Origin of the sequence: Hymenobacter properus (genome assembly GCF_015694735.1) — a bacterium.
Lineage (GTDB): Bacteria > Bacteroidota > Bacteroidia > Cytophagales > Hymenobacteraceae > Hymenobacter > Hymenobacter properus.
In genome coordinates this window covers 1,396,035-1,410,877 of record NZ_JADQDP010000002.1, presented here as the reverse complement: position 1 = coordinate 1,410,877, position 14,843 = coordinate 1,396,035, and the positions used below count along the sequence as shown (strand labels likewise).

The 14,843-nt window shown below is 59.6% G+C and carries 10 protein-coding genes, 1 tRNA gene and 1 rRNA gene; 3 read left to right on the top strand and 9 right to left on the bottom strand.

All coding sequences use genetic code 11. The annotated features are described in order from the left end of the window. From I2I01_RS12030 to I2I01_RS12005, 6 genes are all read right to left on the bottom strand, one after another. Window positions 1-350: ribosomal RNA gene (locus I2I01_RS12030) — 16S ribosomal RNA — on the bottom strand; the annotation flags it as partial. 1,173 nt (window positions 351-1,523) lie between these two features. Further along, complete coding sequence (locus tag I2I01_RS12025; protein ID WP_196286679.1) at window positions 1,524-2,792, bottom strand: adenylosuccinate synthase; 1,269 nt, start codon at window positions 2,790-2,792, stop codon at window positions 1,524-1,526. 235 nt (window positions 2,793-3,027) lie between these two features. Continuing rightward, entirely contained in the window at window positions 3,028-3,378 is a 351-nt protein-coding gene (locus I2I01_RS12020) for an STAS domain-containing protein (RefSeq protein ID WP_196286678.1), read from the bottom strand. Then, on the bottom strand, window positions 3,375-3,845 hold the full coding sequence (locus I2I01_RS12015) for a Fur family transcriptional regulator (protein WP_196286735.1): 471 nt from the start codon (window positions 3,843-3,845) through the stop codon (window positions 3,375-3,377). Before I2I01_RS12015 ends, I2I01_RS12020 begins: the two co-directional genes overlap by 4 nt. A gap of 240 nt (window positions 3,846-4,085) precedes the next feature. After that, complete coding sequence (locus I2I01_RS12010) at window positions 4,086-4,418, bottom strand: CHY zinc finger protein (protein ID WP_211537921.1); 333 nt, start codon at window positions 4,416-4,418, stop codon at window positions 4,086-4,088. 3 nt (window positions 4,419-4,421) lie between these two features. Next, the gene (locus I2I01_RS12005; protein ID WP_196286677.1) at window positions 4,422-6,620 is read right to left on the bottom strand and encodes a RelA/SpoT family protein; all 2,199 of its coding nucleotides are present in this window, start codon (window positions 6,618-6,620) and stop codon (window positions 4,422-4,424) included. A gap of 284 nt (window positions 6,621-6,904) precedes the next feature. Here I2I01_RS12005 and I2I01_RS12000 point away from each other — a divergent pair. The 3 genes from I2I01_RS12000 (at window position 6,905) to I2I01_RS11990 (ending at window position 9,244) form a co-directional block, all read left to right on the top strand. Then, window positions 6,905-6,986: transfer RNA gene (locus tag I2I01_RS12000), tRNA-Leu, on the top strand. 89 nt (window positions 6,987-7,075) lie between these two features. Next, entirely contained in the window at window positions 7,076-8,398 is a 1,323-nt protein-coding gene (tig, locus tag I2I01_RS11995) for a trigger factor (protein ID WP_196286676.1), read from the top strand. 138 nt (window positions 8,399-8,536) lie between these two features. Beyond that, a complete protein-coding gene (locus I2I01_RS11990) occupies window positions 8,537-9,244 on the top strand; it encodes a ClpP family protease (protein WP_262895439.1) in 708 nt (235 codons plus the stop codon). Between the two features lie 266 nt (window positions 9,245-9,510). On the opposite strand, the gene I2I01_RS11985 is transcribed toward I2I01_RS11990, so the two are convergent. From I2I01_RS11985 to I2I01_RS11975, 3 genes are all read right to left on the bottom strand, one after another. Continuing rightward, window positions 9,511-11,490: a tail fiber domain-containing protein gene (locus tag I2I01_RS11985; RefSeq protein ID WP_196286675.1), complete on the bottom strand. Its 1,980-nt coding sequence runs from the start codon at window positions 11,488-11,490 to the stop codon at window positions 9,511-9,513. A gap of 77 nt (window positions 11,491-11,567) precedes the next feature. Next, window positions 11,568-12,662, bottom strand: coding sequence for an OmpA family protein (locus tag I2I01_RS11980; RefSeq protein WP_196286674.1), 1,095 nt, complete (start codon window positions 12,660-12,662; stop codon window positions 11,568-11,570). Between the two features lie 30 nt (window positions 12,663-12,692). Then, window positions 12,693-14,762: a fibronectin type III domain-containing protein gene (locus tag I2I01_RS11975; RefSeq protein ID WP_196286673.1), complete on the bottom strand. Its 2,070-nt coding sequence runs from the start codon at window positions 14,760-14,762 to the stop codon at window positions 12,693-12,695. Window positions 14,763-14,843 lie beyond the last annotated feature (81 nt).

Here is a 14,843-nt window from a genome sequence, read left to right as displayed (position 1 = left end):
TCCCTACTGCTGCCTCCCGTAGGAGTCGGGCCCGTATCTCAGTGCCCGTGTGGGGGACCAGCCTCTCAGCTCCCCTAAGCATCGTCGCCTTGGTGGGCCGTTACCCCGCCAACTAGCTAATGCTACGCAACCCCATCCTTGACCAATAAATCTTTCCTAAAGAGACGATGCCGCCACCTTAGATTATGCGGTATTAATCCGCCTTTCGGCGGGCTATCCCCCAGTCAAGGGCAGGTTGGTTACGCGTTACGCACCCGTGCGCCACTATGGTATTGCTACCACCGTTCGACTTGCATGTATTAGGCCTGCCGCTAGCGTTCATCCTGAGCCAGGATCAAACTCTCCATTGTATAAATATTCTACACTCACCCGAAGATGAGCTGATGTCGAGTGCTGACCTTGCTCACATTTTGACGTTATGGTCAAATTCGTTTCGCTTGGTTTGTTTCACTGCGCTTCTTCCGAAGAAGAAGGAGCAAGTGGAACACTTACTATTTTGTCTGTTTCCGTCATTCAAAGAACGTGTAATGCTTCCATTTGAGGCATCAGTGCGGGCTGCTAATTTAGCCCGTGGTTGTCGTTGTCAACCTTTGTTCGTTTTGGGATTGCAAAGGTAAAAACTATTTTTGATTTGTCAACTTGTTTTCGAAAATTTTCTGTTTTTCGATTCGTTTTTCAAATCGGCCGCTTTCACTTAAAGTGGCTTTAGGTTTTGCAAGTCAGCTTGTTAAGACTGGCTTTTGGTTACCTCTGTTCGCTTTGGGAGTGCAAAGGTAGAAGTTTTTTTCGACTTTCAAATCTTTTGGCGAAAAATTTTTAATTCTTTTCGCTTCGATTTTTGAAGGCGGCCGGCTTCCGGTTGAAGCGGGTTGCAAAGGTACGGTGGCTTTTTTCGCTGGTGCAAGCTGTTTGAGAAATAAATCTCGACGCTTGCGGCTGGCTGCGGAGGACAGACAAGTTGTCTTCCGTGGGAGTTCCGAACCTTTCAAGTTTGTGCCTGAGCGAGTGCTTTGGGCTTTTCCGTTGGTACGTTTGACGTTTCGGGACTGCAAAGGTAGGAGGACTTTTCGGGGCGGCAAGGGGCCTTTTACGAAATAGTTGATTTGGGGTTGTAAGTAGTTGATTGATGCGGTCAAAAAAATGAATCGGAAGTGAGTTGGGATGGTGGAGTTAGCGTTTAGAACCGGTTCCTAGCATTGGCGGAAAGGTAACAGTAGAGTGAAAATGCCTACTGAATTGCGTCGGGTTACAGGTGCCAGTGGGGTTTGAATGTATGGATTGGGAACAAAGAACGTTTTGCCCCTACCCTACTGCCTAGGTTGCCGGGTTTGAAGTGAAAAGAAGCTTCGAAATGAGCAATGATTTTTTTCTCATACAAGAAGCCCCACAGCCATCTCCAGATTGGGGTTGGAAAGGGCTGCGGGGCTATATGAAGCTCTTAAAATTGCTGGATGGGCAGAATTACTCCGGCAGAGGAGGCGCTTTGACTGTGCTCGGCATGACGTTCTGCTTGTTCCGTTCTTCTAGCGGTGGAGGGTGCTAACGCGGTCGGGGCCGACGCTGACGATGCTGATGGGAACTTGCAACTCCTTTTCGAGGAATTCGAGGTAGGCGGTGAGGTTGGTAGGGAGTTGGGTGGCGTCGGTGATGGCGGTAAGGTTGGTTTTCCAGCCCGGGAGGGTGATGTATTCGGGGGTGACGGCGGTGAGCTCGCCGGGGTCAGGCAGTTGGGGGGTACTGGTGCCGGTGGCGGTGCGGTAGTGGGTGCAGGCTTGGATTTCGGCGAAATTGTCGAGCACGTCGGCTTTCATGAGGTGGAGCTCGGTTACGCCGTTTAGCATGATGGCGTAGCGCAGGGCGGGCAGGTCTATCCAGCCGCAGCGGCGGGGACGGCCGGTGGTGGAGCCGAATTCACGGCCGGCTTGGCGGATTTGCTCGCCTACTTCGTCGTGGAGCTCGGTGGGGAAAGGGCCGCTGCCGACGCGGGTGCAATAGGCTTTGGTGATGCCGTATACCTTATCGATGTGGCGGGGGGCAATGCCGAGGCCAGTGCAGGCGCCGGCAGCGATGGTGCTGGAGGAGGTAACGTAGGGGTAGGAACCGAAGTCGATATCTAGCAAAGAGCCTTGGGCACCTTCGGCGAGGATGCACTTGCCTTGGGTGAGGAGGTCGTTGAGAAGGAACTCGGTATCGGTGAGTTGGAGCGAGCGCAGGAATTCGACGGCGGAGAAGAAGTCGGCCTCGAGGGCTTCGATTTCAAGCTCTTTGTTGTGATGGGCGGCGATAGCGGCGTGCTGGGCGACGGCTTCTTGGTAGCGTTGCTGGAAATCGGGCAGGAGGATGTGGCCGACGCGGAGGCCGACGCGGCCAATTTTATCCGAATAAGTGGGGCCGATGCCTTTGAGGGTGCTGCCGATTTTGGTGTTGCCGCGGGCTTCTTCGCTGATGCGGTCGAGGGCGCGGTGCGAAGGCAGGATGAGTTGGGCTTTTTTGGAGATGTATAGGTTGTGGGACCAATCGATGCCGCGGTCGGTGAGCTTTTGGAGCTCCTGACGGAAGACGATGGGGTCGAGGACAACGCCGTTGCCGACGATGTTGAGGATGTGGGGGTGGAAAATGCCGCTGGGCACCTGGTGAAGGACGTGCTTGACGCCATCGAAATAGAGGGTGTGGCCGGCGTTGGGGCCGCCCTGGAAGCGGGCTACGGCGTCGTAGGTGGGTGCAAGGACGTCTACGATTTTGCCTTTGCCTTCATCGCCCCATTGGAGGCCTACTAATACATCTACTGGCATGGTGGTTTGGGAGTCGCCCTTGTGGGTCACATCTCATCCCCTGGCCTACTCTCCTGCTGGGAGAGGAGCCTGACGAGGGCTGGGTGATTTTGCGAGGGCTATTATTATGGTTTTGGTATTAGGGTTTGAAATGCTGCGTTGATTTTTGCCTGCTATTGTTTTCCGTGAGAAGGTAGGTCCTTCGCTGCACTCAGTATGACGTGGGATTAACCAAACAGGGCAAAAAAACGGCCGCCTAATTGGCGGCCGGGGTGAGTTGCTGGCGGGCGGTGGCTTCGTCGGGCGAAACGGTGAAGATGTTGTTTAGCTTTGTGACGGCCAGCATCTTCTTGGGGTGGTCGGCGGGGTTGATGAGGACCAATTCGCCGCCGCGGCTGCGGAATTTGGTGAGGAGCGAGACAAGAACGCCGATGCCAGTGCTGTTGATGTAGCGGATTTCAGAAAGGTCGACAGCGCACTGGTTGAGGTCTTCGCCGAGGTGCTGGTTGACGGATTGGAGAAGTTGGTCGGTATCGGGGCTGCCGATGAGGTCGCCGTTGAGGCGGACGAAGAGGATGCCGTTGTCGACGGTGCTAGTGGTGGTCATGCGTGGGTATTTCGGGCGGCGGCCTGGGCGCGGCAGTCGCCGCAGATGCCGTAAAGATTCAAAGAATGGTGCAAGATATGGAAGTTCAGCAGGTCGCCGACCATGGTTTGGATGCCGTGGATACGGGGGTCGCAGAATTCCACCACTTTATGACATTCGGTGCAAATGACGTGGTCGTGCTGGCGGTAGCCGTAGCTCTTTTCGTACTGGGCAAGGTTGCGGCCGAATTGGTGCTTGCTGACGAGGCCTTGCTCGACCAGCAAATCGAGGGTATTGTAGACGGTGGCGCGGCTTACTTGCAGGCCCCGCTCTTTCATGCCGGCATAAAGCTCATCGACATCGAAGTGACCGGAGCGGGCATAGATTTCTTCCAGAATGGCGTAGCGCTCGCCGGTTTTGCGCAGGCCTTTGTTTTCGAGGTGAGCGGTGAAGAGCTTGCGGACTTCATCGAGGCGGTCGGTGTTCAGCGAGGCTTCGGAAGCGGGGCTGGGCGTGTGCTTGGCTGCGTAGCCGGTTTCGGAGGAGCCGCCTCCCCCCTGCCCTGCTTCGTTGATTAAGTCGGTCTGGGATTTACTCACAGTGTATATAAGAGATAAGTAGGCGGGACAAAGGTACGTTCTGGCGGGGGCACCTCCCCCCTGTCCCGAGGTCGCTTGAAGCGCGAAGCCTTTAGGAGAGGAAGAACCACCGCGGGACGAGGCAATAAATTACTGCTCGAAATAGAGGTGGTAATGATTGGCGCAGCCGGGGTTGAAGGCGGCCTGGCAGTGAGGACAGGTACTGTTGCTGCTTAAGTAGCTGGCGATGCTTAAGGTTTGGTGGCAGTGGCCGCAGTAGATGGCTTGGGCTTGAAACTCTGTTTTGGGCCAGACTTGGGCGGGGTGGTCAGCGGCTTCGTTGTGGCACCGGATGCAGGCGTAGAATTCGCCGCAGCACTTGTGCTGGATGGCGATGATGTCGCGCTCGGAGTGATAGTGCGCACATTGGGTGCGCGCGTTCACATTGGTGCCGTGGATGGTGATGGATTCGGTGACTTTCACAGATTACGAATCGAACCGCTCGACTTGCAGCACACCCGATACCTTCTTGAGGCGTTGAATGAGCTTGTTGAGATGGTCGGTATCATTGACGAACACCATAATCTGACCTTCGAAAATGCCGTCGTCGGCGGTAAGGGCGATAGAGCGCATGTTGACCTTGAGGCTGGTGCTGATGATGCGCGTGACGTCGTTGACGAGACCCACGCGGTCGGAGCCCCGGAGGCGGACGCCAGCAAGAAAGGCCAGTTCGAGCTGGTCGGTCCACTTGGCGCGCACGATGCGGTTGCCGTAGTTTGACATGAGGTCGACGGCACGGGGGCAGCTGGTGCGGTGAATGATAAGGCCTTGGTCGGTTTCGAAGCCGAACACGTCATCGCCGGGGATGGGGTTACAGCAGCGGGCGATGCTGTAGTTGAACTTGTCGGTGTGCTCACCCACCACCAGCATATCGGGCCGCACGCCGCGTATTTTCTGCACCTCGTCCTCAAAGGTTTTGGGCTCGAGCACGGCCGGCAGGGGCTTCTCGGAACTGAAAAGCGACTCGCGGATGGTACGCCCGTCAATCTGCCCAACAGCCAGGCGGTAGTAAAATTCCTGGGCCGTGGGCGCGTTGAAATAAGCCAGTAGGCGGTTAAAATTGTCTTGCGTGAAGGGCACACCGATGAGTTCCAGCCGCTTTTCGAGGATGAATCGGCCGTCTTCGGCTTTGGCGCGCTTGTCGTCGCGCAGGAAATCCTTGATTTTGGAGCGAGCCTTGGTGGTGATGACGTAGTTGAGCCACTCCGGCGTGGGGCGCTGCTTGTGCGAGGTCAGAATTTCGACCTGGTCGCCGTTGTGCAGCTGATAGCTGAGCGGCTCCAGCTTCTGGTTCACTTTGGCGCCGAGGCAGTGGATGCCGATTTGGGAGTGGATGTCGAAGGCGAAATCCAGCGCGGTGGCCTTATCGGGCAGAATCACCAGCTTGCCTTTGGGCGTGAAGGCGTATACCTCTTTTACGAACAGGTTCTGACGGAACTCGTCCATGAATTCCAGTGCACTGGAATTGTTGGATTCCAGCATCTCGCGCACCTTGTTCACCCAACCCTCGAGCGAGCTTTCGGGCTGAATGCTGCCGGTATCCTTGTATTTCCAGTGCGCGGCATAGCCTTTCTCGGCGATGTCGTCCATGCGGCGCGAGCGAATTTGCACCTCAACCCATTGGCCGGCGCGCGACATAACGGTGGTGTGCAGGCTCTCATAGCCGTTGGCTTTGGGCGTGCTCACCCAATCACGCAGGCGGTCGGGGTTAGGCTGGTAGAAGTCCGTCACGATGCTGTACACCTGCCAGCAGGCCGCTTTTTCCTGCTCCGGCGGCACATCCAGAATCACGCGGATGGCGAACAGGTCATACACCTCGTCGAAGGTGATGTTCTGCTTCTTAATCTTTTTGAGAATGGAATAGATACTCTTGGGCCGGCCTTTTATCTCGTAGTCGAAGCCCTGCGCCTTCAGTTCCTCGTCAATAGGCTGCACAAACTCCTTGATGAAACGGTTACGCGCGGCCTGGCTTTGGCGGACCTTGGCCTTAAGCTCCGTGTACGTCTCCGTATCGGTGAATTTGAGGTACAAATCCTCCAACTCACTCTTTATAGTATAGAGGCCCAGTCGGTGGGCCAGCGGCGCGTACAGATAAAGTGTCTCGGAGGCAATTTTCAGCTGCTTGTGGCGCGGCATCGAGTCGAGCGTCCGCATGTTGTGCAGACGGTCGGCGATTTTGATGAGAATCACGCGCACGTCCTCGCTCAGGGTGAGCAGCATCTTGCGAAAGTTCTCGGCCTGCTCGCTGGTACCGTACTCGAAAACGCCCGAAATCTTGGTCAGTCCATCGATGATGCGGGCCACCTTGGGACCGAACTCGCGCTCGATGTCCGACAGTTCGGTGGGCGTGTCCTCCACCACGTCGTGCAGCAGCGCAGCCACGATGCTGGTGGTGCCCAGGCCGATTTCCTCTACCGCAATCTGGGCCACGGCCAGCGGGTGCAGGATATAGGGCTCGCCCGACTTGCGGCGCATCTCCTTATGCGCTTCGAGGCTTTGGTTGAAGGCTTTTTTAATCAGCTTGGCGTCGCCGTCTTTCAGGTACGGCTTGGCCGTGCGCAGCAGGCGGCGGTAGTGGCGCAGGATTTCCTGGCGCTCAGCTTGAAGGTCGATAACGGGCGGCATAATGGTAAAGTAACAACGCCGGGGCGGAAAAGGTGGCCTTTCTTGGGTAATACGCACACATGAAAAGAACGTCATGCCGAGCGCAGCCGAGGCATCTCGCGTGGGGAGTAAACCTATCGATTGGATTGCTATTGCACGCGAGATGCCTCGGCTGTGCTCGGCATGACGACCAAATTTGGTTCCTCATGCCCTCCCCTATTGTAAACAAAACCTATCCGTTGCGCGCAAACACTTTACCGAGTACCTTTGCGGCCCGTTGCAACTGGCGACGGGTGCCTTATTATGCGGATATGGCGAAATTGGTAGACGTGCCAGACTTAGGATCTGGTGCCGCAAGGCGTGTGGGTTCGAGTCCCTCTATCCGCACTTTTACGTTTGAGTAGGCCTTCGGTCGTTTAGGCTGGAGGCTTTTTTTTCACCCATTCAACCCGCCGGCAGCAGCTGGCTTCCCTGTTTTGAACATTACCCTCGACAAGAACGACGAGCAGCTGACCGGGCTGCTGACGGTGAACCTGACCGAAGCCGACTACGCGCCCACCGTCGAAAAGCAACTCAAAGACTACAGCAAGCGCGCCCAGATAAAGGGCTTCCGCCCCGGCATGGTGCCCATGGGCATGGTGCGCAAGATGTACGGCAAGGGCATTCTGGCCGAGGAAATCAACAAAATGCTGGGCAAAGCAGTGGACTCCTACATCAAGGAGAACAAAATCAACCTGCTGGGCGAGCCCCTGCCCGTGCCGAGCAACGTGGATTTCGACACCGACAAAGACTTCAGCTTCCAGTTTGAGCTGGGCCTGCTGCCCGATTTCCAGCTGCCCGCCGAGCTGACCGCCGAGCTGCACAAGGTGAGCCTCGACGACGATACGCTGGCCCAGACCAACGAGCAGATTGCCCGCCAGTATGGCGAGACGACCAACCCCGACGAGTCGGAAGCTGGCGACTACCTGTTTGGCAAGTTCAAGAAGGCCGGCGAGGAAGGCGAAGGCCGCACCGTGCTGCTGCCCATCAGCAAAGTGACGGGCGACCAAGCTCAGTTCATCGGCAAGAAGGCTGGCGACGTGATTACGTTCGACCTGCAGGCTGCCTTCGGCAATGACGCCATGGCCATTTCGAACTTCACTGGCCTGAGCAAGAAAGAGGCTGAGGAAGCTACCGGCGACTACGAGTTCAGCGTGGAGAAGGTGAACCGCACAGCGGCGCCCGAAATGAACCAGGAGCTGTTCGACAAAGTGTTTGGCCCCGAGGCAGTTTCTTCGCAAGAAGAGTTTGACGCTAAGGTGCGCGAGACCATTCAGCAGAACTACGACCGTGAGGCCGAGGGCTCGCTGAACAACCGCATTGTGCAGCAACTGGTGGAAAACACCGAGATTAAGGTGCCCACGGAGTTCTTCAAGAAGTGGCTGGTGCGCGCCAACGAGGGCAAACTGACGCCCGAGATGGTGGAAGAGCACTACAGCGACTACGAGAAGGAGCTGAAGTGGAGCATGATTCGCAACAAGGTGGTGGAAGAAGCCGGCCTGAAGGTGAGCAACGACGAGATTGTGGAGCGTACGCTCGACAAAATCATGGGTCAGTTCAACATGCCGAACATGCCCGACGAGATGCGCGAGTCGATGCGTCAGTACGCCGACCAATACCTCAAGCAGGAGAACGGCAAGAACTACGTGAACGAGTACGAGGCCATTCTGGCAGAGAAAGTGCTGGAAAACCTGCGCGGCAAAGTTGTTGTTACGGACAAGCCCGTAACGGCCGAAGAATTCCGGACCCTGCACAGCTAAGCTGAGCAGACCCTTTTTCAAAAAGCCCTTACGGTGACGTAGGGGCTTTTTTGTTGGGGTTCCGACAACATTCCTTTACTTCGCCCGTCTTAGAACCATCACCCGCGCAAGCGCAAGCCGGCGCCACATTTCAACCCAATGCTGAATAAACAAGAGTTTCGCAAGTTTGCGGTGAAGCACCAGGGCCTCAGCGGCCTGGGTGTGGACCAGTACATCCAACACGTGGAAGGCCAGACGCGCGGTGGCCTCATCCTGCCCACGGGTATGACCCGCTCGGTGATTGAGGAGCGCCCCACGCGCTTCGCCGAAATCGACGTGTTTTCGCGTCTCATCATGGACCGGATTGTATTCCTGGGCACGGCCGTGGACGATTACATTGCCAACATCCTGACGGCTCAAATGCTGTTCCTGGAGTCGGCCGATGCCAAGAAAGACATTCTGCTGTATATCAACTCGCCCGGCGGCTCGGTGTATGCCGGCCTGGGTATTTATGATACGATGCAGTACGTGAACCCCGACGTGGCAACCATCTGCACCGGCTTGGCCGCCTCGATGGGTGCTGTGCTGCTGGCTGGCGGTGCGGCCAACAAACGTTCGGCCCTCCCCCACGCCCGGGTGATGATTCACCAGCCCAGCGGCGGCGCGCAAGGCCAGTCGACGGACATTGAAATCACGGCCCGTGAAATCCTGAAGCTGAAGAAGGAATTGTATGACATTCTGGCGCAGCACACCGGCAAAACTTACCAGGAAATCTACGACAACTCGGAGCGCGACTACTGGATGCGTGCCGACGAGGCCAAAGAGTACGGCCTGATTGACGAGGTGCTGGAGAAGAAGAAAGCTTAATCTTCACGGTAGCCTCGCGCTGAAAAGCAAAAAGCCTCTGCTGGAAACAGCAGAGGCTTTTTTGTGGCTTAAGGCGGAGGCGTATTGCCACTGGCTGGTCAGCGCAGGTGCAGCAATTTGGTAATGACCTCGGCGCGTAGGTTAACCAATATCACGCTCCTGAGGCAACTACAGGCATCTGGGGAGAGGTAGCGGACTTTATTTGCGGCGTCTTTAAGCGTGTCTTTGAGAATGCCGTGAAGCGCCTCGGGAGCGGGTGGGAAGAGCTACTTCTGCGCCTGGGCATCCTGACCGAGCAGGCGGGCCAACTGGGTTTGCAGGCCCAGCAGGGCGGCGTGGTCGTTCTGGGCTTGGGCAGCCTGCGTCTGCAGGCGGGCATTTTGTGCCTTCAGGGCTTCCACTTCGGCGCTGAGTTCCTGCACGGAGCGCACCAGCGGTACCACAAACTGGGCATAATTAAGCCCGTATGGGTCGCGGGCAGTAGCTGGGGTGTGCACGCCATCGAAGTCGAAGTCCAAGGCTTGGGCGGTGGCAGCCACTTCCTGGGCCAAGAAGCCCGTGTGCACGGCGGCAGTGGCCGAATCGGCAGCGAGGCGGGGCCCCAACCGGCCAGTGCGCTCGAAGGCCGTCTGCCGTGCCGCGTCGAGGAGGTAGGTTACCGGACGCAGGCGGTTGACGAAGGCCAGTCCGGGCACGTTGGCTTGCACCTGATACTTGAAACGGGCATCGGAAGTGACAGTGAGCCCCACTTGGCAGCGCAGGCTGGTGATGCTGGCGTTGCCGAGCTGGATGGTGTTGCTGGCCGCTGCAGTGGCCCCGCTGCCTAGGCTGAGGGTGTTGTTCAGGTTGGCGGTGGCGGGGCCGCTGAGGTTGCCCAGGGCGGTATTATCGTTGCCACCGGTGTTGAAATAGCCGGCCTGGCTGCCCACAAACACGTTCTGGTCGCCGCCCACGTTGCTGTAACCAGCCGCTTCGCCCAGAAACGCGTTGCGGGCCCCGTCCGTCGTGCTAAAGCCCGCGCTTCGCCCAAAAAAGGCATTGCGAAAGCCGGTGGTATTGGCTACGCCCGCCTGATGGCCTACGAAGGCGTTGTTGGCCCCGCTGGTATTGGCATAGCCCGCCCGGTAACCCATGAACGCATTGTAGCCCCCAGTCTGGTTGGCGTAGCCGGCCTGGCTGCCGCCGAACACGTTCTGGTCACCGGTGGTGTTGCGATAGCCGGCCTGATAGCCTTGAAACACGTTGTCGTCGCCGGTGGTGTTGGATGTACCGCTCTGGTAGCCTGCAAACACATTGTTGCTGCCGGCCGTGTTGGCGTAGCCGCTTCTGCTGCCGCTGAACACGTTGGCGGTGCCGGTGGTGTTCGAATAGCCGCTGATGTCGCCCACGAATACGTTGTTGTCGGCGGTATTGAGCGAACTCGAACCGCTGGAATTTCCAATGAACACGTTGCCCGAAATGGTAGAAGCGCCGTAGCCACTGCCGTTGCCCAAAAACACGTTGCCCACGCCGGTGGTATTGTTGTAACCGCTGCTGGCGCCGGCAAACAGATTGAGCACACCGGTGGTGTTGCTCGAGCCGCTCTGAGCTCCCACGAACACGTTGGCGGTGCCGTTGGTGTTGGCGTAGCCGGCTAAAAAGCCCAGGTACACGTTGGAGCGGCCCGTGCTGTTCGTGAAGCCACTCTGGTAGCCCCCGAATACATTGGAAAAACCGGAGGTGGTGCGGGTGCCAGCCTGGTAGCCCACAAACAGGTTGCCGGTGGTGGTATTGGCCGCACCGGCCTGATAGCCCAGGCTCACACTGTTGCCGGTGGTGTTTTGCCCCAGGTTCAGGCCCCCGTCGGCCCGAATGCCCACGCCCACCGTGGTTCCGATGCTGGCCCCGGTGCCGGTGAGGGCATTGCCCTGCAGGTTGAGGTCCTGCGTGGCGGTGTGGTTGCCTAGATTGTCGCCATTGGGGTTTAGATACACCCAAGTGGCGGGGGCGCCAGCGTAGTACCAAAAGCCGGTTTGGACCCCACCCGAGGCCGAGCCATCGGTTTGGTAGACCATTAGGCCTTGGGGCGGGTTGGTGATGCCCGTGCGCTGGGCAGCGGTGAGGCGCGGGATGAGCAGGCCCTTGTCCGTGGCCCGGATGTCGAGCGCCGACTTAGCGTCGGGCGTGGTGGTGCCCACCCCTACCTGGGCCTGGGCAGTGCTGAACGAACCGCCCAGCAAAGCAGCCGCGAGGTATAGATGCTTCATGATAAACAATGAAAAATCGGGCGCTGCCCGGGGTGGTGCGTTGGGTTAAAAGATGGAGCTGCTGTAGGCAGCATGACTCACATTTTCACCAGCTCGACGCGGCGATTCCTGGCCTTACCGGCATCGGTGGCGTTGTCGGACAGGGGCTTGGTCTGGCCGAAACCGGCGGCTTTGAGGCGGTCGGCGGCAATGCCCTGGGCGGTGAGGGTAGCTACTACGGTGCGGGCGCGGGCCTCGCTGAGCTGCTGGTTGTGCGGGGCGGTGCCGGCGTTGTCGGTGTGGCCCTCCACGCTCAGTTTGAGGTCGGGATTTTGCGATAGCAGGCTGATGATTTGGGCAATGGTGGCCTGGGCGTCGGGCTTGAGGGTGGCCTGGTCGGTGTCGAAGTTGAGGTAGAGGGCCACGTGGCCGGTGGCGTCGAGGGCCTTTTTCATTTCGGCAGCGGGCAGCACGGAAGCCTGCATGGGCAGGGCCTTTTTTTCTGCCACGGTCAGCCAGTAGCCGGCGGGGTCGTTGTAGCGCTGGTACACTTCCACCCAGATTTCGCGGTCAGACGTGCGCACCATGTACACGCCGGCCTTCTCGCTGGTCCACATGCTGTACTGGCCGCGGTGGCGCTCCTCGTCCATCTTCAGCTTGGTGTCCTTGAATTTCTCCATCGGGCCTTCCCACACCGTCACGCCGCCCAGGTCGTGTACCAGCTTCTCGTAGGTTTTCTGCACTTGAAAGAATGAAGCACCCTTGCCAATAGCTTCGAATGTGGTGAGGCGGCCCTCGACGGGAATGAGCTTGACGCCATCGAAAAACTCGTAACGGTCAAAAGCCACGTCTTTGAACAAGTCGTTAAACTTGTCGTGGCTGATTTCGGGGTCTTTGATGGTGCCCTTGTGGTAGCCCTCCAGCAAAGAGAAATAGGGCCAGGCCCCCAACTTGGGGTTGGCGACCGGCGCCGAAGCTGGGTCGAAACCGGCTGGGTCCGCCGGGGCATGGGCCGTATCGACCGGAGCCGCGGGGGCTGGGGCGGGCGCGGTGGGCTCAGCCGGCTTGGCGGGCACTGCTGCCACAGTCGCAGCCGGTGCTTCGTGCGCCATCTCGGTTGTGGTGTCTTTGCGGGATGAGCAGGCAAGGGCGCTGAGGACTAGTGCCAGCAGCGGAATGCGAAGAAATTGCATGATATAAGCGTTGAAAGAGCGAAAAAGCAGTTAGCGGCGGGCGCTGATTTCGGGGGTGCGCGCCGACTCCTGCGCGGCACCCAAGGCCGAAAGCGAGTAGATATAGAGCGTGCCGGGCTTGGCGGTCTGGTCCACGTAGCGCGTTTGGGCCGGGGCGAGGGTGGCCAGGCGGAGCGGCTTGGCTTCCTGGCGGGCGCGGCGGTAGAGGGCGTAGCCCTTGGGCACGGCCACGGCCGGGTGCGTCCAGCTCAGTTCCAGGCCAGTGGACACGGGGCGGGCATTCACACGCGAAGGGGGCAGCAGCGGCGCGGCCGGCACCCGCACTGTGGCCACCGGCGACCAGGCGCTTTCGTTGCCCAGCGCATCCACGGCAGCCACGGCGTATTGATAGGCCTCGCCGGGCTGGCCTTCGTCTTCATAGGAAGTACCACGTACTGCGTTATCGGTCAATGGCTTGAAGCCAGCCTTACCAGTGGCGTCGGCCGAAGCTGGGCGGCGGTAGAGGCGGTAGGCCACCACAGCGGCGTCGCGGCGGGCGGCATCGTCCCAGCTCAGGCGCAGGGCGGTGCCATCGGCGTAGGCTTGCAGGCCTAGGGGGGACACCACCGTCATCGGGCGCCGGGGCTGCACGTCCACCGGCTCGGAAAAAGGGCTGGCCTGGTTGTTCTTATTCACGGCCTGCACCACGTAGGTGTACTGGCGGCGACCGTTGGCGGCGGCGGTGTCGAGGAAGGTGGTGATGTTGCCATGCAGGGCCGGCGAAACCACTACCAATGAGTCCTGCCGCGAGGTGCCCCGGTATACGAAGTAGGCGTCGTGGTTGAGGTCGGGCGCGCCGGGCTGCCAGCGCAGGCGCACATGCCGGCCTTCGGGCTCGCCTGTGAGGGCCACCGGGGCCAGCGGCGGCCGGCCCGCGGTGGGCCGGTGCGAGGCCATGGCTGTGGCCGAGGCCACGTCGGGCGTGCGGCCGCCCAGCAGCAGGGCGCGCAGGCGGTAATGGTAGGCCACGTTGGGCAGCAGGCGGGTATCGAGGTAGCTGGTGGCGCTGGCCGGGATGGTGTCGAAGCGCACGTAACTGCCGCGGGCGTCGCGCGAGCGTTGGATTTCGATGCCGGCCCAATAGCCCTTGGCGGGCAGCGCGGGCCAGGCCAGGGCAATGCCGGCGGCCGTGTCGCGGGCCGAAACGCCAGTCACCAGGGCCGTGCGGCGCGGGTCTACCGACAAGGCGTAAGTGGTATCGGATGCCGGGCCGGGGTTGCCCACGAAGTCGAGCGGCTGCAGGTAGTAGCGGTAGAGGCTTTCGGGCCGCACCCGCTCATCGAAGTTGAAATACAGCGAGTCGCGCTCCCGGCTGGCCAACAGGCGGTCGGCGGCCAGGGTGAAGCCCCGCTCGCCGGGTCCCTGCCGCCACACCCGCCCGTACACGGTGGTAAGCGGGTCGGAAGCGGGCTGGGCGCGGGCCACCCAGCGCACGGTCATCACCGAATCGAGGCCACGCACGTAGCTGGTGCGGGGCCGGGGCAGCGGCGAGAGCCGGCCCATTTCCACTGTTTTTTCGAAGAACTTGCCCTCGGCCGCGCGGTTCAGTTCGGCGGTGGCGTAGAGGGGCTGCACGCGGTAGGCGTAGCGGGTGCCGGGCTTGGCGTCCTTGGCCGAGGCATCCAGAAAAGCCGTGCCCAGGGCCTGCCGGAAGGGCATGTCGAGGGCTTGCAGGCCGTAGTCGCGCACGTTGGGGTGAGCCTGGATGAAGGCCCAGGCTGCTTCATCAGAAGCCAGTTTCTGCGTCGCCTTAAGCGCATCGATGGCCTGCGGGCCGGCAATGGCGCGGAAGTCGGCCAGGGTGGCAGCTTCCCGAATCTGGCCTAATTCTTTATAGCTGTTGCTACCGGCATCGGCCCGGAAAACGCGGGCGCCCACCAAGCGGCCTGAGGGCTTGTCGGGGTTCAGGGCCGAGCCGCTGATGACCACCCACACGCCTTCGGGCGCGGGGTAGATGGGCGGCTCGGGCGCGGGGCCTTTGCTGGCAGCCGGTTTGGTTTGTGCTTGGGCGACTACTGGCAAAGCCAATAGGGCGGCGAAGAGGAAGTATGTGAGTTTCATATTGAAATGCAGAAAGGTGGATGGGCGCGGCTCCAAAACCTCACCTCCTGACCCCCTCTTCATCGGGAGAGGGGGCACCGG